The 19621-nt window shown below is 56.2% G+C and carries 15 protein-coding genes, 4 tRNA genes and 1 rRNA gene; all 20 read right to left on the bottom strand.

Annotated features, from left to right (window positions below):
- Positions 1–23: 23 nt before the first annotated feature.
- Entirely contained in the window at positions 24–2129 is a 2106-nt protein-coding gene (gene fusA, locus AACY25_RS15495) for an elongation factor G (protein WP_339525733.1), read from the bottom strand.
- A gap of 30 nt (positions 2130–2159) precedes the next feature.
- On the bottom strand, positions 2160–2630 hold the full coding sequence (rpsG, locus tag AACY25_RS15490) for a 30S ribosomal protein S7 (RefSeq protein WP_010490886.1): 471 nt from the start codon (positions 2628–2630) through the stop codon (positions 2160–2162).
- A gap of 133 nt (positions 2631–2763) precedes the next feature.
- Positions 2764–3135, bottom strand: coding sequence for a 30S ribosomal protein S12 (rpsL, locus tag AACY25_RS15485; protein WP_003463319.1), 372 nt, complete (start codon positions 3133–3135; stop codon positions 2764–2766).
- A 151-nt stretch (positions 3136–3286) separates the two neighbouring features.
- Positions 3287–7486, bottom strand: coding sequence for a DNA-directed RNA polymerase subunit beta' (rpoC, locus tag AACY25_RS15480; RefSeq protein WP_339525730.1), 4200 nt, complete (start codon positions 7484–7486; stop codon positions 3287–3289).
- Between the two features lie 64 nt (positions 7487–7550).
- Positions 7551–11624: a DNA-directed RNA polymerase subunit beta gene (gene rpoB, locus AACY25_RS15475; RefSeq protein ID WP_339525728.1), complete on the bottom strand. Its 4074-nt coding sequence runs from the start codon at positions 11622–11624 to the stop codon at positions 7551–7553.
- A gap of 219 nt (positions 11625–11843) precedes the next feature.
- Complete coding sequence (rplL, locus tag AACY25_RS15470) at positions 11844–12209, bottom strand: 50S ribosomal protein L7/L12 (RefSeq protein WP_018925654.1); 366 nt, start codon at positions 12207–12209, stop codon at positions 11844–11846.
- Positions 12210–12288: 79 nt separating this feature from the next.
- Positions 12289–12789 (bottom strand): 50S ribosomal protein L10, encoded by a 501-nt coding sequence (rplJ, locus tag AACY25_RS15465; RefSeq protein ID WP_339414504.1) that lies wholly within the window; start codon positions 12787–12789, stop codon positions 12289–12291.
- Positions 12790–12989: 200 nt separating this feature from the next.
- The gene (gene rplA, locus AACY25_RS15460; protein ID WP_274087698.1) at positions 12990–13685 is read right to left on the bottom strand and encodes a 50S ribosomal protein L1; all 696 of its coding nucleotides are present in this window, start codon (positions 13683–13685) and stop codon (positions 12990–12992) included.
- Positions 13685–14116, bottom strand: coding sequence for a 50S ribosomal protein L11 (rplK, locus tag AACY25_RS15455; protein ID WP_069522401.1), 432 nt, complete (start codon positions 14114–14116; stop codon positions 13685–13687). The genes rplA and rplK overlap by 1 nt, the downstream gene beginning before the upstream one ends.
- 116 nt (positions 14117–14232) lie before the next feature.
- Entirely contained in the window at positions 14233–14766 is a 534-nt protein-coding gene (gene nusG / locus AACY25_RS15450) for a transcription termination/antitermination protein NusG (RefSeq protein ID WP_090256278.1), read from the bottom strand.
- 9 nt (positions 14767–14775) lie between these two features.
- Positions 14776–15144 (bottom strand): preprotein translocase subunit SecE, encoded by a 369-nt coding sequence (secE, locus tag AACY25_RS15445; RefSeq protein WP_090256277.1) that lies wholly within the window; start codon positions 15142–15144, stop codon positions 14776–14778.
- 43 nt (positions 15145–15187) lie between these two features.
- Positions 15188–15263: transfer RNA gene (locus AACY25_RS15440), tRNA-Trp, on the bottom strand.
- Positions 15264–15317: 54 nt separating this feature from the next.
- Positions 15318–16511 carry an elongation factor Tu gene (tuf, locus tag AACY25_RS15435; protein ID WP_160089368.1) on the bottom strand — a complete coding sequence of 398 codons (1194 nt, stop codon included), beginning with the start codon at positions 16509–16511 and terminating at the stop codon, positions 15318–15320.
- Positions 16512–16594: 83 nt separating this feature from the next.
- Positions 16595–16670 (bottom strand) — tRNA-Thr (locus tag AACY25_RS15430).
- Positions 16671–16696: 26 nt separating this feature from the next.
- A tRNA-Gly gene (locus AACY25_RS15425) sits at positions 16697–16770 on the bottom strand.
- A 24-nt stretch (positions 16771–16794) separates the two neighbouring features.
- Positions 16795–16879, bottom strand: a tRNA-Tyr gene (locus AACY25_RS15420).
- A 141-nt stretch (positions 16880–17020) separates the two neighbouring features.
- Positions 17021–17692 carry an SPOR domain-containing protein gene (locus AACY25_RS15415; protein ID WP_339525725.1) on the bottom strand — a complete coding sequence of 224 codons (672 nt, stop codon included), beginning with the start codon at positions 17690–17692 and terminating at the stop codon, positions 17021–17023.
- 8 nt (positions 17693–17700) lie between these two features.
- Positions 17701–18447: a pantothenate kinase gene (locus tag AACY25_RS15410; RefSeq protein ID WP_339525724.1), complete on the bottom strand. Its 747-nt coding sequence runs from the start codon at positions 18445–18447 to the stop codon at positions 17701–17703.
- Complete coding sequence (birA, locus tag AACY25_RS15405; protein WP_339525722.1) at positions 18437–19402, bottom strand: bifunctional biotin--[acetyl-CoA-carboxylase] ligase/biotin operon repressor BirA; 966 nt, start codon at positions 19400–19402, stop codon at positions 18437–18439. Before birA ends, AACY25_RS15410 begins: the two co-directional genes overlap by 11 nt.
- Before the next feature lie 143 nt (positions 19403–19545).
- A 5S ribosomal RNA gene (gene rrf, locus AACY25_RS21025) occupies positions 19546–19621 on the bottom strand; the annotation flags it as partial.

Below are 19621 nucleotides of genomic sequence, written 5' to 3'. Positions count from 1 at the left end.
ACTCCTAGCTTAAAGGGGCTGAATCAGCCTTGTTTTTTGGTTACCGACTCGACGATGTGCGACGGAGCCGTATTATATTTTTTGAATTCCATGGAGTAGCTTGCGCGACCCTGAGACATGGAACGGACGTCGGTCGCATAACCGAACATCTCACCCAGCGGAACTTCAGCACGAATCACCTTGCCGGAAATCGTGTCTTCCATACCCAGGATCATGCCACGACGACGGTTAAGGTCGCCCATCACATCACCCATGTAGTCTTCTGGGGTAACAACCTCTACCGCCATGATCGGCTCGAGCAACTCACCACCGCCCTTCTGGGCCAGTTGCTTGGTCGCCATGGAAGCAGCCACCTTGAACGCCATCTCGTTAGAGTCGACGTCGTGGTAGGAACCATCGAACACGGTAGCTTTCAGGCCGATCAGCGGATAACCGGCAACAACGCCGTTCTTCATCTGCTCTTCGATACCCTTCTGGATAGCCGGGATGTATTCCTTCGGAATCACACCGCCCACCACTTCGTTCACAAACTGCAGACCCTCCTGACCTTCGTCAGCAGGCGCAAAGCGAACCCAGCAGTGACCGAACTGACCACGACCACCGGACTGACGCACGAACTTGCCTTCGATTTCGCAGTTCTTCGTGATGCGCTCACGATAGGAAACCTGAGGCTTGCCGATGTTGGCTTCAACGTTGAACTCGCGGCGCATGCGGTCGACCAGGATGTCCAGGTGCAACTCGCCCATACCGGAGATGATCGTCTGACCAGTCTCTTCATCAGTTTTAACGCGGAAAGATGGATCTTCCTGAGCAAGCTTGCCCAGAGCGATACCCATTTTTTCCTGGTCGTCCTTGGTCTTAGGCTCTACGGCAACCGAAATAACCGGCTCCGGGAAGTCCATGCGAACCAGGATGATTGGCTTGTCAGCGTTGCACAGAGTCTCACCAGTGGTGACGTCCTTCATGCCGATCAAGGCCGCGATGTCACCAGCGCGCACTTCCTTGATTTCTTCGCGGGCGTTTGCGTGCATTTGCACCATACGACCCACGCGCTCTTTTTTGCCTTTAACCGAGTTGATCACGCCATCACCAGAGGCCAACACGCCCGAGTAAACGCGAACGAAGGTCAAGGTACCCACGAATGGGTCGGTAGCGATCTTGAACGCCAGAGCCGAGAACGGCTCGCTGTCGTCCGCATGACGCTCCATTTCCTCTTCCTCGTTATCCGGGTTGGTACCCTTGATAGCAGGAATATCGGTTGGAGCAGGCAGGTAGTCGATAACGGCGTCGAGAACCAAGGGAACACCCTTGTTCTTGAAGGAGGAACCGCAAACAGCCAAGACGATTTCACCGGCGATGGTACGCTGGCGCAGAGCAGCCTTGATCTCCTCGTTGGTGAGCTCTTCACCTTCGAGGTACTTGTTCATCAGCTCTTCGTTGGCCTCGGCCGCAGCCTCGACCATGTTGCCGCGCCATTTTTCGGCATCAGCCATCAGCTCGGCAGGAATTTCCTTGCGAACTGGAACCATACCCTTGTCGGAGTCGTTCCAGTACACGGCTTGCATGCTGATCAGATCGATCTGGCCCTGGAAATTGTCTTCCGAGCCGATAGCCAGCTGGATCGGTACCGGAGTGTGACCCAGACGCTGTTTGATCTGACCGATCACGCGCAGGAAGTCAGCACCGGCACGGTCCATCTTGTTGACGTAAACAAGACGCGGAACGCCGTACTTGTTGGCCTGACGCCATACGGTTTCCGACTGCGGTTCAACACCCGAGGTACCGCAGAACACAACGACCGCGCCATCGAGTACGCGCAGCGAGCGCTCTACTTCAATGGTGAAGTCAACGTGGCCGGGGGTATCGATGACGTTGAAGCGATGCTCATCCTTGTACTGCTTCTCGGAACCTTTCCAGAAGGCGGTAATAGCGGCAGAAGTAATGGTAATACCACGCTCCTGCTCCTGCACCATCCAGTCTGTGGTCGCGGCGCCGTCATGCACCTCGCCCATCTTGTGGCTTTTGCCGGTATAGAAAAGCACACGCTCGGTGGTCGTGGTTTTACCCGCGTCCACGTGAGCCACGATACCGATGTTACGGTAACGGTTAATCGGTGTAGTACGAGCCATAAAGCCCTCGCAAATTTAGAAGCGCGATAATTAGAAGCGGTAGTGCGAGAAAGCCTTGTTGGCTTCAGCCATACGGTGCACGTCTTCACGCTTCTTAACTGCAGCACCTTTGCCTTCAGCGGCATCCAGCAATTCGCCAGCCAAACGCAGAGCCATAGACTTCTCGCCACGCTTACGGGCGAAATCTACCAGCCAGCGCATGGCAAGAGCGTTACGGCGGGACGGACGAACTTCGACCGGAACCTGGTAAGTAGCACCGCCTACACGGCGCGACTTCACTTCGACCAGCGGAGCGATGGCGTCGAGAGCTTTCTCGAAGATTTCCAGGGGATCGCTGTTCTTACGCTCTTTAACCTTGTCCAGGGCGCCATAAACGATACGCTCGGCAACGGCTTTCTTACCGCTTTCCATCACGTGGTTCATGAACTTGGCCAGGATTTGGCTTCCGTATTTTGGATCGTCAAGCACTTCGCGCTTGGCTGCTACACGACGTCTTGGCATTTGATAAGCCCTCAAACGGTCTTCAGGTTAGCCCGGGACTGCATCGCTAGATGATTGCCCGACCTTACTCTTATCGACTCAGATAAATAAAAAACTGCAATTCGGTGCACGCACCGGGCACTTCAGACGCCTATTACTTCGGACGCTTGGTACCGTACTTCGAACGACCCTGCTTACGGTCTTTAACGCCGGAGGTATCCAGCGAACCGCGCACGGTGTGGTAGCGCACACCTGGCAAGTCTTTTACACGGCCGCCGCGAATCAGTACGACGCTGTGCTCTTGCAGGTTGTGGCCTTCACCGCCGATGTACGAGGAAACCTCGAAACCGTTGGTCAGTCGCACACGGCATACTTTACGCAGTGCCGAGTTAGGTTTTTTCGGCGTAGTGGTATACACGCGAGTGCACACACCACGACGCTGCGGGCAGTTCTGCAGCGCAGGCACGTCGGATTTCTCGACGATACGCTTACGCGGCTGACGTACCAGCTGGTTGATAGTTGCCATCTTAAGCTCCACTGTTGTCTTGCGACGCTATTGCCCTACAAACAAAATGGCAGAGCACGTGCCCTGCCAAATTTAGGGGTGCATGAGTCTAAAGAGACTCACTGCCCCAGTCAAGACAAAGCCCCGCTAGTGAACTAGCGGGGCTTTGCACTTAATTACTGCTGGAGTTCAGCGCTTCGGTCAGTGCGGCTTCCACTTCACTGGCACTGACACGTACTGGCTGAGCCGCTTCACGCTTGCGCTTGCGCTCGCTGTGATAGGCCAGACCGGTACCGGCTGGGATCAGACGACCCACAACCACGTTTTCTTTCAGGCCACGCAGGTAGTCGCGCTTGCCAGTAACTGCCGCTTCGGTGAGAACGCGGGTGGTTTCCTGGAAGGAGGCCGCCGAGATAAACGACTCGGTGGACAACGACGCCTTGGTGATACCCAACAGAACGCGGGTGTACTTGGCAACGAACTTGTCGTCTGCTGCCAGACGCTCGTTCTCACCCAGCACTGCGGTCAACTCCATCTGGTCGCCCTTGATGAAGCTGGAATCACCCGACTCAGCCACTTCAACCTTGCGCAGCATCTGGCGCAGGATGGTTTCGATGTGCTTGTCGTTGATCTTCACGCCCTGCAGGCGGTACACGTCCTGGATCTCGTTGACGATGTACTTGGCCAGTGCGCTGACACCCAGCAAACGCAGGATATCGTGCGGATCACTCGGACCGTCGGAGATGACTTCACCCTTGTTGACCTGCTCACCTTCGAACACGTTCAGGTGACGCCACTTCGGAATCAGCTCTTCGTACGGATCGCTGCCATCGGTCGGCGTGATTACCAAGCGGCGCTTGCCTTTGGTTTCCTTGCCGAACGAAATGGTGCCGCTGATTTCTGCGAGGATCGACGCTTCTTTCGGGCGACGCGCTTCGAACAAGTCAGCAACGCGCGGCAGACCACCGGTGATGTCACGGGTCTTGGAAGTCTCTTGCGGGATACGAGCGATAACATCACCCACACCCACTTGAGCACCGTTCGCCACACCTACCAGGGCGTTAGCCGGCAGGAAGTACTGGGCCGGTACGTCGGTACCTGGCAGCAGCAGATCCTTGCCATCTTCGCCAACCATCTTCACGGCAGGACGGATGTCCTTACCGGCAGCCGGACGATCCTTCGGATCGAGGACTTCAATGTTGGTCAAACCAGTCAATTCGTCAGTCTGACGCTTGATGGTGATGCCTTCTTCCATGCCCACGTAGGTCACGGTACCTTTCATTTCGGTAACGATCGGGTGGGTGTGCGGATCCCACTTGGCGACGATGGCGCCAGCGTCGACCTTGTCGCCTTCCTTCACGGAAATCACGGCACCGTACGGCAGCTTGTAACGCTCGCGCTCACGACCGAACTCGTCAGCAATCGCCAGCTCGCCGGAGCGGGAAACCGCAACCAGATTGCCGTCGAGACGCTCAACGTGCTTCAGGTTGTGCAGACGAATCGCGCCACCGTTCTTCACTTGTACGCTGTCAGCAGCCGAGGTCCGGCTAGCCGCACCACCGATGTGGAACGTACGCATGGTCAGCTGGGTACCCGGCTCACCGATCGACTGAGCAGCGATAACACCGACTGCTTCACCGATGTTGATCTGGTGACCACGAGCCAGGTCGCGACCGTAGCACTTGGCGCAAATGCCGTAGCGGGTTTCACAGCTGATCGGCGAACGCACGATCACTTCGTCGATGCTGTTCAGCTCGATGAATTCAACCCACTGCTCGTCGACCAAGGTGCCAGCAGGCACGATGACTTCTTCGGTGCCTGGCTTGAACACGTCACGGGCGATTACACGACCCAGTACACGCTCACCCAGCGGCTCAACTACGTCACCGCCTTCAATGTGCGGCGTCATCAGCAGGCCGTGCTCGGTGCCGCAATCGATTGCGGTAACGACCAGATCCTGCGCCACGTCTACCAGACGACGAGTCAGGTAACCGGAGTTAGCAGTTTTCAACGCGGTATCCGCAAGACCCTTACGAGCACCGTGCGTCGAGATGAAGTACTGCAGAACCGACAGACCTTCACGGAAGTTCGCGGTGATCGGCGTTTCGATGATCGAGCCGTCTGGCTTGGCCATCAGACCACGCATACCAGCGAGCTGACGGATCTGCGCAGCAGAACCCCGCGCACCGGAGTCGGCCATCATGTACATGGAGTTGAACGACTCCTGCTCGACGGTCTTGCCATCACGATCGACGACAGATTCTTTCGACAGGTTGGCCATCATAGCCTTCGACACTTCGTCGTTGGCCTTGGACCAGAGGTCGATCACCTTGTTGTACTTCTCGCCCTGGGTTACCAGGCCGGAGGCATACTGCGATTCGATCTCTTTAACTTCCTCGGTGGCGGCGTCAATGATGCGCGCCTTCTCATCCGGGATAACGAAGTCGTTCACGCCAATCGACACACCAGAGATGGTCGAGTAAGCGAAACCGGTGTACATCAGCTGGTCAGCGAAGATCACGGTGTCTTTCAAGCCAACGGTGCGGTAGCACTGGTTGATCAGCTTGGAGATCGCCTTCTTCTTCATCGACTGGTTGACCACGTCATACGACAGGCCGTCCGGCACGATCTGGAACAGCAGCGCACGGCCGACAGTGGTGTCGACGATACGGGTGTTCTTGGTGATGGTGCCGTCGCGGTCCTTGATCACTTCGTTGATGCGCACTTTTACGCGAGCATGCAGCGAGGCTTCGCCACCACGGAAAACCCGGTCAACTTCCTGCAGGTCCGCGAATACACGGCCTTCGCCCTTGGCGTTGATCGCTTCGCGGGTCATGTAATACAGACCCAGTACCACGTCCTGCGAAGGAACGATGATTGGCTCACCGTTGGCAGGCGACAGGATGTTGTTGGTCGACATCATCAGTGCGCGCGCTTCCAGCTGGGCTTCCAGCGTCAGCGGTACGTGCACGGCCATCTGGTCACCGTCGAAGTCGGCGTTGTACGCGGCGCAGACCAGCGGGTGCAGCTGAATCGCTTTACCTTCGATCAGAACCGGTTCAAACGCCTGGATGCCCAGACGGTGAAGGGTTGGTGCACGGTTGAGCAGCACTGGGTGTTCGCGAATCACTTCGGCAAGAACGTCCCAAACCTCTGGCAGCTCGCGCTCGACCATTTTCTTCGCGGCTTTGATGGTAGTCGCCAGACCACGCATTTCCAGCTTGCCGAAAATGAACGGTTTGAACAGCTCGAGAGCCATCTTCTTCGGCAGACCGCACTGGTGCAGACGCAGAGTCGGGCCCACGGTAATTACCGAACGACCGGAGTAGTCCACACGCTTACCGAGCAAGTTCTGACGGAAACGACCTTGCTTACCCTTGATCATGTCAGCCAAGGACTTCAGCGGACGCTTGTTCGAGCCAGTGATGGCGCGACCGCGACGGCCGTTGTCGAGCAGGGCGTCGACCGCTTCCTGCAGCATGCGCTTTTCGTTGCGCACGATGATGTCCGGCGCGGACAGATCGAGCAGGCGCTTGAGGCGGTTGTTACGGTTGATCACGCGGCGATACAGATCGTTGAGATCCGAAGTCGCGAAGCGGCCACCATCGAGCGGAACCAGCGGACGCAGGTCTGGCGGCAGAACCGGCAGAACGGTCAACACCATCCACTCAGGCAGGTTGCCCGAGCCAAGGAAAGCTTCCATCAGCTTCAGACGCTTGGACAGCTTCTTGATCTTGGTTTCCGAGTTGGTTTGCGGAATTTCTTCGCGCAGACGGCCAATCTCGTGCTCCAGGTCGATCGCGTGCAGCAGTTCGCGAACGGCTTCAGCACCCATACGGGCGTCGAAGTCATCACCGAACTCTTCGAGGGCTTCGAAGTACTGCTCGTCGTTCAGCAGCTGGCCTTTTTCCAGGGTGGTCATGCCCGGGTCGATAACGACATAGCTCTCGAAGTAGAGAACGCGTTCGATATCACGCAGGGTCATGTCCATCAGCAAACCGATACGGCTCGGCAGCGACTTCAGGAACCAGATGTGGGCAACCGGCGAAGCCAGTTCGATGTGCGCCATGCGCTCACGACGAACCTTGGCCAGTGCAACTTCAACGCCGCACTTCTCGCAGATCACGCCGCGATGCTTCAAGCGCTTGTACTTACCGCACAGGCACTCGTAATCCTTTACCGGGCCAAAGATCTTGGCGCAGAACAGGCCGTCACGCTCAGGCTTGAACGTACGGTAATTGATGGTTTCCGGCTTTTTAACTTCACCGAACGACCACGAACGGATCATCTCAGGCGAAGCAAGGCCGATGCGAATAGCATCGAACTCTTCGACTTGACCCTGGTTTTTCAGCAAATTCAGTAGGTCTTTCAAGGCCTTTCCTCCTGGCGGAGCTGGCGCTGGAGCAAAGTGCTCCAGCGCCGATTCGCGTCACGTGTTATTCGGTTTCCAGATCGATGTCGATACCCAGCGAACGGATTTCTTTGATCAGTACGTTGAAGGACTCAGGCATGCCTGGCTCCATACGGTGATCACCGTCCACGATGTTTTTGTACATCTTGGTACGGCCGTTCACGTCGTCCGACTTCACGGTCAGCATTTCTTGCAGGGTGTAGGCGGCGCCGTAGGCTTCCAGTGCCCAGACCTCCATCTCACCGAAGCGCTGACCACCGAACTGCGCCTTACCACCCAGCGGCTGCTGAGTAACCAGGCTGTAGGAACCCGTGGAACGCGCGTGCATCTTGTCGTCCACCAGGTGGTTCAGTTTCAGCATGTACATGTAGCCAACGGTGGTCGGACGCTCGAACTGGTTACCAGTACGGCCGTCGATCAGGCGCATCTGGCCGCTTTCCGGCAGGTCTGCCAGCTTGAGCATGGCCTTGATTTCGCTTTCCTTGGCACCGTCGAACACCGGGGTGGCCATTGGCACACCGCCTTTGAGGTTGTGCGCCAAACGCAGGATTTCCTGATCACTCAGTTCATCCAGGCTTTCCTGACGACCGCCAATCTCGTTGTAGATCTGCTGCATGAACTTACGCAGTTCGGCGACCTTGCGCTGCTCTTCGAGCATACGGTTGATCTTCTCGCCCAGACCTTTAGCCGCGAGGCCCAGGTGGGTTTCGAGGATCTGCCCAACGTTCATACGCGACGGTACGCCCAGCGGGTTCAGTACGATGTCGACCGGAGTACCGTGGATGTCGTGCGGCATGTCTTCAACCGGCATGATCACCGAGACCACACCCTTGTTACCGTGACGACCAGCCATCTTGTCACCCGGCTGGATGCGGCGACGGATTGCCAGGTAGACCTTGACGATCTTCAGCACGCCTGGAGCCAGGTCATCGCCTTGCTGCAGCTTGCGTTTTTTGTCTTCGAACTTGTCGTCGAGCAGCTGACGGCGATCGGAAATGTAGGCCTGAGCCTTTTCCAACTGCTCGTTCAGGGCATCGTCAGCCATGCGCAGTTTGAACCACTGGCCGCGCTCGAGGCCGTCGAGGAACTCGTCGGTGACTTCTGCACCCTTCTTCAGGCCAGCGCCGCCTTCGGCTTTCTTGCCAACCAGAGCGGAACGCAGACGTTCGAAGGTTGCGCCTTCAACGATGCGGAACTCTTCGTTCAGATCCTTACGGATCTCGTCGAGCTGGCTCTTCTCGATCGACAGAGCACGAGCATCACGCTCAACGCCGTCGCGGGTGAAGACCTGCACGTCGATAACGGTACCTTTGGTGCCAGTCGGCACGCGCAGGGAGGTGTCTTTAACGTCAGACGCCTTCTCACCGAAGATCGCACGTAGCAGCTTCTCTTCCGGAGTCAGTTGGGTCTCGCCTTTTGGCGTGACCTTGCCGACCAGAATGTCACCTGGACCCACTTCAGCGCCGACATACACGATGCCTGCTTCGTCCAGCTTGTTCAGCGCAGACTCACCGACGTTCGGGATGTCGGAAGTGATTTCTTCCGAGCCGAGCTTGGTGTCACGCGCCACACAGGTCAGTTCCTGAATGTGGATGGTGGTGAAACGATCTTCTTGCACCACGCGCTCGGAGAGGCAGATGGAGTCTTCGAAGTTGTAACCGTTCCACGGCATGAACGCGACGCGCATGTTCTGACCCAGAGCCAGCTCACCCATATCGGTGGACGGGCCGTCAGCCAGGATGTCGCTGCGCTCAACCTTGTCACCTTTGCTCACCAGCGGACGCTGGTTGATGCAGGTGTTCTGGTTGGAGCGGGTGTATTTGGTCAGGTTGTAGATGTCGACACCGGCTTCGCCAGTTTCAACTTCGTCGTCATTGACGCGAACTACCACACGGCTGGCATCGACGGAGTCGATCACACCGCCACGGCGAGCCACGACGCAAACGCCGGAGTCGCGCGCCACGTTGCGCTCCATGCCGGTACCTACCAGCGGCTTGTCAGCGCGCAGAGTCGGTACAGCCTGACGCTGCATGTTCGAACCCATCAACGCACGGTTGGCGTCGTCGTGCTCGAGGAACGGGATCAGCGAAGCGGCAACCGAAACTACCTGCTTAGGCGATACGTCCATCAGGGTGACGTCTTCAGGCGCTTTAACGGTGAATTCGTTGAGGTGACGTACGGCCACCAACTCATCAACCAGCTGACCTTTGTTGTTCATGGTCGCCGAAGCCTGGGCGATCACGTGATCGGCCTCTTCAATGGCGGACAGGAACACGATTTCGTCGGTAACCAGGGTGTCTTTCACCACACGGTACGGGCTCTCAAGGAAGCCGTACTGGTTGGTGCGAGCATAGGCTGCCAGCGAGTTGATCAGACCGATGTTCGGACCTTCAGGGGTCTCGATCGGGCACACACGGCCGTAGTGGGTCGGGTGTACGTCACGGACTTCGAAGCCGGCACGCTCACGGGTCAAACCGCCCGGGCCAAGAGCCGAAACACGGCGCTTGTGGGTAATCTCGGAGAGCGGGTTGTTCTGGTCCATAAACTGCGAGAGCTGGCTGGAACCGAAGAACTCTTTCACTGCCGCCGCAACCGGCTTGGCGTTGATCAGGTCCTGCGGCATCAAGCCTTCGCTTTCGGCCATCGACAGACGCTCTTTGACCGCACGCTCAACACGTACCAGGCCAACGCGGAACTGGTTCTCGGCCATTTCGCCTACGCAGCGAACACGACGGTTACCCAGGTGGTCGATGTCGTCGACGATGCCTTTGCCGTTACGGATATCGACCAGGGTCTTGAGGACCGCAACGATATCTTCCTTGCTCAGCACGCCCGAACCTTCGATCTCGGTGCGACCGATACGACGGTTGAACTTCATGCGGCCTACGGCCGACAGGTCGTAACGCTCGGCGCTGAAGAACAGGTTGTTGAACAGGGTCTCGGCAGCATCCTTGGTTGGCGGCTCGCCAGGACGCATCATGCGGTAGATCTCGACCAGCGCTTCCAACTGATTGGTGGTGCTGTCGATCTTCAGGGTATCGGAGATGAACGGACCGCAATCGATGTCGTTGGTGTACAGCGTCTCGATACGTACGACCTGAGCCTTGACCACTTTGGCCAGGATCTCGGTGTTCAGCTCGGTGTTGCACTCGGCGATGATTTCGCCGGTAGCCGGGTGCACGATGGCCTTGGCCGAGGTGCGACCGATCAGGTAGTCGATCGGCACTTCCAGCTCTTTGATACCGGCCTTGTCCAGCTGATTGATATGGCGCGCGGTAATCCGGCGGCCTTGCTCAACGATGACCTTGCCCTTGTCGTCCTTGATGTCGAGGACGGCAATTTCACCACGCAGACGCTGCGGAACCAGTTCCAGGTTGAGGGATTCGCCCTTAACGTGGAAAACGTTGGTCGCATAGAACGCGTCCAGCACTTCTTCAGTGCTGTAACCCAGCGCGCGCAACAGCACGGAAGCCGGCAGCTTGCGACGACGGTCGATACGCACGAACACGGCGTCCTTCGGATCGAACTCGAAGTCCAGCCAGGAGCCGCGGTAAGGAATGATGCGCGCCGAGTACAGCAGCTTGCCCGAGCTGTGAGTCTTGCCACGGTCGTGGTCGAAGAACACACCTGGGGAGCGGTGCAACTGGGAGACGATAACGCGCTCGGTACCGTTGATAACGAAGGTACCGTTCTCGGTCATGAGCGGAATTTCGCCCATGTACACTTCTTGCTCTTTGATGTCCTTGATCGCTTTGTTCGACGATTCTTTGTCGAAAATGATCAGCCGGACTTTTACCCGCAGCGGCACGGCATAGGTCACGCCACGCAGCGTACATTCCTTGACATCAAAAGCCGGCTCGCCCAAGCGATAACCGACATACTCCAGAGCAGCATTGCCGGAGTAGCTGATAATCGGGAAAACAGACTTGAAGGCCGCATGCAGGCCAATGTCGCGGAACTGGTCCTTGGTCGCCCCTGCCTGCAGGAATTCGCGATACGAATCCAGCTGGATGGCCAGGAGATAAGGCACATCCATGACATCCGGCAACTTGCTAAAGTCCTTGCGGATACGTTTTTTCTCAGTATATGAGTAAGCCATCAGCGTTCCCCAGCTTGGTCACCTGCTTATTTGGCCCCTCCGACGGGAGTTGCCAGAAACTCTTGCAAACCCTAGGTTTGCGCCGCCACATCGGGCGGGTATTTCGCGCCCCAGGCCAGCCAATGAATAGCCGACCTAGAACGGAAAAAGGCCGGTGGCAAAAGCCACCAGCCATCAGCCTTTCGCTTAACGCTTGGGCTGTAGACGCAAGGTCGTCGCTTACTTGAGCTCGACTTTGGCGCCAGCTTCTTCCAAAGCAGCTTTGGCTTTGTCAGCTGCGTCTTTCGCAACAGCTTCCAGAACCATGGCAGGAGCGCCGTCAACAACAGCCTTGGCTTCTTTCAGGCCCAGACCGGTCAGTTCACGAACTGCCTTGATCACATTAACTTTCTTCTCGCCAGCTTCGGTCAGCATGACGTTGAATTCAGTTTGCTCTTCAACAACAGCGGCAGCAGCAGCTGGGCCAGCAGCAGCGACAGCAGCGGTAACGCCGAAGGTTTCTTCCATTGCTTTGATCAGCTCAACAACTTCCAGAACGGTTTTCTGGCCGATTGCTTCGATGATTTGCTCGTTAGTCAGAGACATGACTTTAAATCCTGTATTGGGGTGACAGCCTACGCAGCCATCAAATTAAACATATGATTTTGAAAGAGTTTGCGATGCCTTAAGCAGCGGTAGCTTCTTTCTGGTCGCGAATGGCCGCCAGAGTACGAGCCAGCTTGCTGGTAGCGCCTTGGATCACGCTCATCAGCTTCGCAATGGCTTCATCGCGAGTTGGCAGCGAAGCCAACACGTCGATCTCGTTTGCTGCGAGGAACTTGCCCTCAAACGCAGCTGCCTTGATCTCGAACTTGTCCTGACCCTTGGCGAACTCTTTGAAAATACGAGCAGCAGCGCCCGGATGTTCCTTGGAGAATGCAATCAGGGTCGGGCCTTTGAACACGTCGTTGAGGACCGAATAATCAGTGCCTTCAACAGCGCGCTTGAGCAGGGTATTACGTACAACACGTACGTATACGCCAGCTTCGCGGGCCTCTTTACGGAGTCCGGTCATAGCGCCTACAGTCACACCACGGGCATCAGCCACGACAGCGGACAGGGCACCTTTGGCAGCCTCGTTGACTTCAGCGACGATGGCCTTCTTGTCTTCGAGTTTAATTGCCACGGGTAAAACTCCTGCTTGTTACCGTTTCATCTGGCCGAAGCCGGATGTCGTTTTGGTGTCTGATTCGGTAAGGAACCGGGAGCACCATCTGCGTAGGCTGTTAATTTAAGACTTGCGCCACCTACGGTCTTGGATAGCCCCCGCAAAGCAGGGACCCCAAAGTGTCGAAGCAGCGCAATCGCTTGCGCTGCCTCTATGTATTACGCGTCGAGCGAGCCTTGATCGATGATCAGACCTGGACCCATGGTGGTGCTCAGGGTTACGCGCTTGACGTAGATGCCTTTCGAAGTCGATGGCTTCAGACGCTTAAGGTCAGAAATCAGCGCTTCAACGTTTTGCTTCAGCTTCTCCGCGTCAAAGCCAACCTTGCCGACGGAACCGTGGATGATGCCGTTCTTGTCAGTACGGAAACGTACTTGACCAGCTTTGGCATTCTTCACAGCGGTAGCCACGTCAGGGGTAACGGTACCGACTTTCGGGTTAGGCATCAGTCCACGTGGGCCGAGCACTTGGCCCAGCTGACCGACAACGCGCATTGCATCCGGGGAGGCAATTACTACGTCATAGTTCAGGTCGCCGCCTTTCATTTCAGCAGCCAGATCGTCCATACCTACGCGATCAGCGCCGGCAGCCAGAGCAGCTTCAGCAGCTGGGCCCTGGGTGAACACGGCAACGCGAACGCTTTTGCCCGAACCGTTCGGCAGAACGGTGGCGCCACGTACAACCTGGTCGGATTTACGCGGGTCAACACCGAGGTTGACGGCGATATCTACCGACTCAGAGAACTTAACTGCAGACAGTTCAGCCAGCAGAGCGGCCGCTTCAACAAAGTTGTAAGCCTTACCAGCTTCAACTTTCTCAGCGATTGCCTTTTGACGCTTGGTCAACTTAGCCATTACACACCCTCCACGTTGAGGCCCATGCTACGAGCGGAGCCGGCGATAGTACGCACAGCTGCATCCATATCAGCGGCAGTCAGATCAGCCTGTTTGGTCTTGGCGATCTCTTCCAGCTGAGCACGTGTCACGGTGCCAACCTTAACGGTGTTCGGACGAGCCGAACCGCTGGTCAGGCCAGCAGCCTTCTTCAGCAGAACCGAAGCAGGGGTGCTTTTGGTTTCAAAGGTGAAGCTACGGTCGCTATAAACAGTGATGATCACTGGAGTCGGCAGACCAGGCTCCATACCCTGGGTACGGGCGTTGAAAGCCTTGCAGAATTCCATGATGTTCACGCCGTGCTGACCCAAAGCTGGGCCGACGGGTGGCGACGGGTTGGCTTGTGCAGCCTTTACTTGCAGCTTGATATAAGCCGTAATTTTCTTAGCCATGAGCTACTCCAGTTTTGGGTTCTAGCGCCTTTCGGCTCCCCAGTTATTGCCTATTTATCCCAGTGACGACAAAACCCCGCAGCCTATGGCTGCGGGGTCAGGGATGCTTATGTCAGTTATGCCTTTTCGACCTGACTGAACTCCAGCTCGACCGGTGTAGAGCGACCAAAAATAGTCACTGCCACCTGGATGCGGCTCTTTTCGTAATTAACTTCTTCAACAACACCGCTGAAATCGGCAAACGGACCATCGGTCACGCGCACCATTTCACCCGGCTCGAACAACGTTTTCGGCTTCGGCTTGTCACCGCTATCGGCAACACGACGCAGAATGGCATCAGCTTCTTTCTCGGTGATTGGCGCAGGCTTATCTGCAGTACCACCAATAAAGCCCATGACACGAGGGGTGTTCTTGATCAAATGCCAAGTAGCCTCGCTCATCTCCATCTGCACCAGCACATAGCCAGGGAAGAACTTTCGCTCACTCTTGCGCTTCTGGCCATTCCGCATCTCTACCACTTCTTCAGTAGGGACCAGAATCTCACCGAAAACATCTTCCATACCAGCGAGCTTTACACGCTCTACCAGCGAGCGCATAACATGCTTCTCGTAACCCGAGTAAGCATGCACAACGTACCAACGCTTAGCCACGGGACACCCTTAGCCGACAATCAACGAAACAAGCCAACCAAGCAGGGAATCTAAACCCCACAACAACAGCGCCATAACCAAAACAACAGCCACAACGATCAAAGTTGTCTGCGTGGTTTCCTGGCGAGTTGGCCAAACGACCTTACGAATTTCAACGCGAGCTTCTTTTGCCAACACCCAAAAGGCCTGACCTTTCGACGTTTGCAAAGCAATCACACCAGCCAATGCCGCTACAACCAGCAATGCCAGAACGCGATACAGAATAGGCTCAGCAGAGAAATACTGATTACCAACTACGCCTGCGATTACCAGAGCAGCAACAACGAGCCACTTAAGCAGATCGAAGCGAGAGTCTTTGGCTTCAGCCTTAACATTCATCTACTAGTATCCTGTAAAAAGACGCGCCAAATTCTAGGGAAAATGGCAGGTCAGGAGGGAATCGAACCCCCAACCTACGGTTTTGGAGACCGTCGCTCTGCCAATTGAGCTACTGACCTAAAAACTGAATCAGGCCGACCATTATGCCGGCCCGATCAAAACAGATCAATCGCTTAAGCGATGATCTTGGCTACGACGCCAGCGCCGACGGTACGACCGCCTTCACGAATGGCGAAACGCAGACCTTCTTCCATTGCGATGGTCTTGATCAGAGTGACAGTCATCTGGATGTTGTCACCTGGCATTACCATTTCAACGCCTTCCGGCAGTTCGCAGTTACCAGTTACGTCAGTAGTACGGAAGTAGAACTGAGGACGGTAGCCTTTGAAGAACGGAGTGTGACGACCGCCTTCTTCTTTGCTCAACACATACACTTCTGCTGTGAAGGTGGTGTGCGGCTTAACCGAACCTGGCTTGACCAGAACCTGGCCACGCTCTACGTCGTCACGCTTGGTGCCGCGCAGCAGAACGCCGCAGTTCTCGCCAGCACGACCTTCGTCGAGCAGCTTGCGGAACATTTCAACACCGGTACAGGTGGTCTTGGTGGTATCACGCAGACCAACGATCTCGATTTCTTCCTGGATCTTGACGATACCGCGCTCGATACGGCCAGTTACCACGGTGCCACGACCGGAGATCGAGAATACGTCTTCGATTGGCATCAGGAACGGCTTGTCGATCGCACGAACCGGCTCAGGGATGTAGCTATCCAGAGTCTCAACCAACTTCTTGACGGCAGTGGTGCCCATCTCGTTGTCGTCTTGACCGTTCAGCGCCATCAGAGCGGAACCGATGATGATCGGAGTGTCGTCGCCTGGGAAATCGTAAGTGCTGAGCAAGTCACGCACTTCCATCTCAACCAGCTCCAGCAGCTCAGCGTCGTCAACCATGTCAGCCTTGTTCAGGAAGACTACGATGTACGGAACGCCTACCTGGCGGGACAGCAGGATGTGCTCACGGGTTTGCGGCATCGGACCATCAGCGGCCGAGCAAACCAGGATAGCGCCGTCCATCTGCGCAGCACCGGTGATCATGTTTTTTACGTAGTCGGCGTGACCTGGGCAGTCAACGTGTGCGTAGTGACGCACGGACGAATCGTATTCAACGTGAGCGGTGTTGATGGTGATACCACGAGCTTTTTCTTCTGGGGCGCTGTCGATCTTGTCGAAGTCAACCTTGGCCGAACCGAATACTTCGGAGCAGACGCGGGTCAGAGCAGCGGTCAGAGTGGTTTTACCGTGGTCAACGTGACCGATAGTGCCAACGTTGACGTGCGGCTTGTTACGCTCAAACTTTTCTTTAGCCATTTTGACTGCCTCCCAGAGAAGAATTGACCCAGTATCACCGCCATAAAACAAAGGCAGATACTTGCATATCTGCCTTTATTAGATGGAGCTCATGAGCGGACTCGAACCGCTGACCTCACCCTTACCAAGGGTGTGCTCTACCAACTGAGCTACATGAGCAAAACACAATGCAAAAACAACAATGCTGGAGCGGGTAGCGGGAATCGAACCCGCATCATCAGCTTGGAAGGCTGAGGTTCTACCACTGAACTATACCCGCGGAGCCTGCAGCTCTCGCTAAATCTGGTGGAGGGAGAAGGATTCGAACCTTCGAAGTCGATGACGTCAGATTTACAGTCTGATCCCTTTGGCCACTCGGGAATCCCTCCAAACGGGGCGGCATTCTCATTCGATGCCGACCTACTGTCAAGCAATTTCTCATTAAAAAACCTGAGGTTAGCTACTTTGACAGCAACTTCGCAGAACACTTGTTAGCGCCACCCTGCGAAGCGGGCGCCATTCTATGCATTCTATTGAGGGCTTGCAACCCCTTCGCAAGGCATTAATTGCTGCTCTAAGCCTTTGAAGTCAAAAGCCAAACGCTGCAGCAAGGAATCATCCGCCAGACGTCTACTTTGCGGCGAAATACGCACCCAGAAACTGCGGTGAGCGCGCGTTAGCTCACGCAGAGACGGCTCGTACCCAGCATCGCGCAAGCGCTGCATGACACTCTGCGCGGAATCGCTGCGCGGAAAGATCCCTAAGGAAATGCCATTGGCCAAATCCCCCTGGGTAATGATGTAGCTATCAATTTTGCGCGCCTGTAGCTCGCGCAACTGGCGCAGAGACGCCTGCCGCGAAGCAAGCGGCGGTAGATACACCCAGTAATCGACCCCCGCCGCCGCATCCATACTTTGCACGCGCGACTGAATATCCAGACTCAACAACCGCTGCTCGACCGCAGACGCATCCGCCATCACTTCAAAACTACCGAGAAACAAGCACACCGCCTCAGCAGGCTGCGCCACAGCAACCTCTCGCCGCGGCGGCGCGCTCGACTCACTGAGCAGACGGATATCGCGCTTACTGTCTTGTGCCATATTCAGCGGTGCAATTTCAGTAACCCGTAGCGGTGCCTGCTGCTGATGCCAGACGTAATAGAACAGATTCAACGCAACCAACCACAAAAACATCCAGCGCATGCATGACCTCAATTTATAGGGCAAGCGATCGCCAAGCCGATAAACACCAGATCCGGCACAACCCGCACCCCTGGAATCACATCCATCACCAGCGGAGCATCCCCTCCAGTGAGAAAAACTTCAATGTCACTGCCCAGCAGTTCAGCCGCCATCGACGCCTGGCTACTGACGAACCCGCGCAGCATCAACAAACACCCGCGCTCAACCGCCTCGGCAGTAGCACGCCCCGGCGCCAAACTCTCAAATGCCCTTGCCGCCTCATCACGGTCATAGCGTGTTCGCCGGGTATGGGTTCGTAACTGCGTGCGCATCAGCGGCACTCCTGGACAGATAAAACCACCCAAATGCTCGCCATCTGCAGCCACAAAGTCCGAAGTCACCGCAGTGCCAAGATCAATGACCAGCGCAGCCTTGCGCGATAGCTGATAAGCCCCAACTACCGCGAGCCAGCGATCAAGACCTAGGCGTCCAAACTCTTCATATCCGTTACGCACACCCGACAAGGCAACAGCAGAACGAGCCGAGCGACACACCACAGCAAAAGCCTGCTCAAGCTGCGAGATCAGCTGCGCAGTCTCTTCATCGCTACGCACGCTTACCAGCCGGCAGGCACGCAGGCGCACCACCTGCTCGCGGACAACATCTATAAGCGCCTGATCCGAGTCGACAACACCACCCGCACTCGAAGTGGACTGATCATCACTAAGCAAACGCCATTTGATAAAGGTATTACCGCAGTCGAGCTCAAGAATCATGACGCAACCTCAGGCTCAGCTCACCACCACTAAAGCTTCGCTCAACCCCATTAATACGAAGACGAATGGCGCCAGAACGATCCACCCCTAAAACCTCACCCTCGATAGGCTCACCACCAGCAGTTAACGCAACGCGTCGGCCCTGCCAAAGGTGACAAGCCTGCCACTCGTCCTGCAAAGCGGCGAATCCCTCACGCAGCTGTATATCTAGATAGCGCGACAATTGTCGGTTTAACTCAGCAACAAGCTCATTACGGTTCAACGTACGACCCAACTCAGCGCGCACCGAAGTCCAGGGCTGGCCAATTGCTCCGGAGTCCGCCGCTAGCATGTTCACATTCAAGCCAATACCGATAACGACATGGCAGACATCCGCCGGATCACCAGAGAGCTCTAATAGAATGCCCGCCAACTTGCGATCCCCTACCAGCACATCATTGGGCCACTTCAATCCAGCCTCAGTCACGCCCAAAGCGCGAATAACCTGCAGCAGCGCCAGACCGACAGCCAGGCTCATCCCTTCAAGCTGACGCATCCCGCCTTCGACGCGCACAACCAGGCTGTAATACAGATTCTCGCCGAAGGGGCTTACCCAACTGCGCCCTCGCCGCCCCCGACCGCTGGTTTGGCGCTCAGCAAGCACGTAGTACGGTAGCGATTGCGCTGCCGGTAATAGCCGCAACGCCTCAGCATTGGTTGAATCAACACTTGGCAGAACGCAAGCCTGCCACTGCGGCGCATTCACTTGAGTATTTAGCCAATCCGCATCCAGCAGTTGCAACGGCGCCTCCAGACGGTAGCCGCGCCCGCGCACTTTGTGCAGAGGTAGTGACAGTTCCGCCTGTAAAGCCTGGAGCTGCTTCCATACCGCCGAACGACTTACACCTAGCGCAGCGCCGAGAGCCTCGCCCGAATGAAATCGTCCGTCCTGCAGAAGCTTTAACAGTGCAAGCATATGAGTCCCGCCACGCAATAAGGCACGCATGATAACGATGCCCTGTTTAGTTGCCTATCAAAGGCTGCCCTACGCTCAGTTTGTTTTCGCGACGCAAAGTAAAACCCCCGACCGTTTTCACGATCGGGGGTTTTGGTATAGGTGCTTGACGATGACCTACTCTCACATGGGGAAACCCCACACTACCATCGGCGATGCATCGTTTCACTACTGAGTTCG

Origin of the sequence: Pseudomonas sp. EA_35y_Pfl2_R111, from assembly GCF_963970955.1 — a bacterium.
Lineage (GTDB): Bacteria > Pseudomonadota > Gammaproteobacteria > Pseudomonadales > Pseudomonadaceae > Aquipseudomonas.
The sequence above is the reverse complement of the archived record's forward strand: the minus strand, read 5'-3'. Positions and strand labels throughout refer to the sequence as shown.

Excerpts from the sequence above, each read along its gene's own strand:
- rpoB (WP_339525728.1), bottom strand. The coding sequence starts at position 11,624 with ATGGCTTACTCATATACTGAGAAAAAACGTATCCGCAAGGACTTTAGC.
- rplK (WP_069522401.1), bottom strand. The coding sequence starts at position 14,116 with ATGGCTAAGAAAATTACGGCTTATATCAAGCTGCAAGTAAAGGCTGCA.
- rplL (WP_018925654.1), bottom strand. The coding sequence starts at position 12,209 with ATGTCTCTGACTAACGAGCAAATCATCGAAGCAATCGGCCAGAAAACC.
- birA (WP_339525722.1), bottom strand. The coding sequence starts at position 19,402 with ATGCTTGCACTGTTAAAGCTTCTGCAGGACGGACGATTTCATTCGGGC.
- fusA (WP_339525733.1), bottom strand. The coding sequence starts at position 2,129 with ATGGCTCGTACTACACCGATTAACCGTTACCGTAACATCGGTATCGTG.
- AACY25_RS15410 (WP_339525724.1), bottom strand. The coding sequence starts at position 18,447 with ATGATTCTTGAGCTCGACTGCGGTAATACCTTTATCAAATGGCGTTTG.
- tuf (WP_160089368.1), bottom strand. The coding sequence starts at position 16,511 with ATGGCTAAAGAAAAGTTTGAGCGTAACAAGCCGCACGTCAACGTTGGC.
- rplA (WP_274087698.1), bottom strand. The coding sequence starts at position 13,685 with ATGGCTAAGTTGACCAAGCGTCAAAAGGCAATCGCTGAGAAAGTTGAA.
- rpsG (WP_010490886.1), bottom strand. The coding sequence starts at position 2,630 with ATGCCAAGACGTCGTGTAGCAGCCAAGCGCGAAGTGCTTGACGATCCA.
- AACY25_RS15415 (WP_339525725.1), bottom strand. The coding sequence starts at position 17,692 with ATGCGCTGGATGTTTTTGTGGTTGGTTGCGTTGAATCTGTTCTATTAC.
- secE (WP_090256277.1), bottom strand. The coding sequence starts at position 15,144 with ATGAATGTTAAGGCTGAAGCCAAAGACTCTCGCTTCGATCTGCTTAAG.
- rpsL (WP_003463319.1), bottom strand. The coding sequence starts at position 3,135 with ATGGCAACTATCAACCAGCTGGTACGTCAGCCGCGTAAGCGTATCGTC.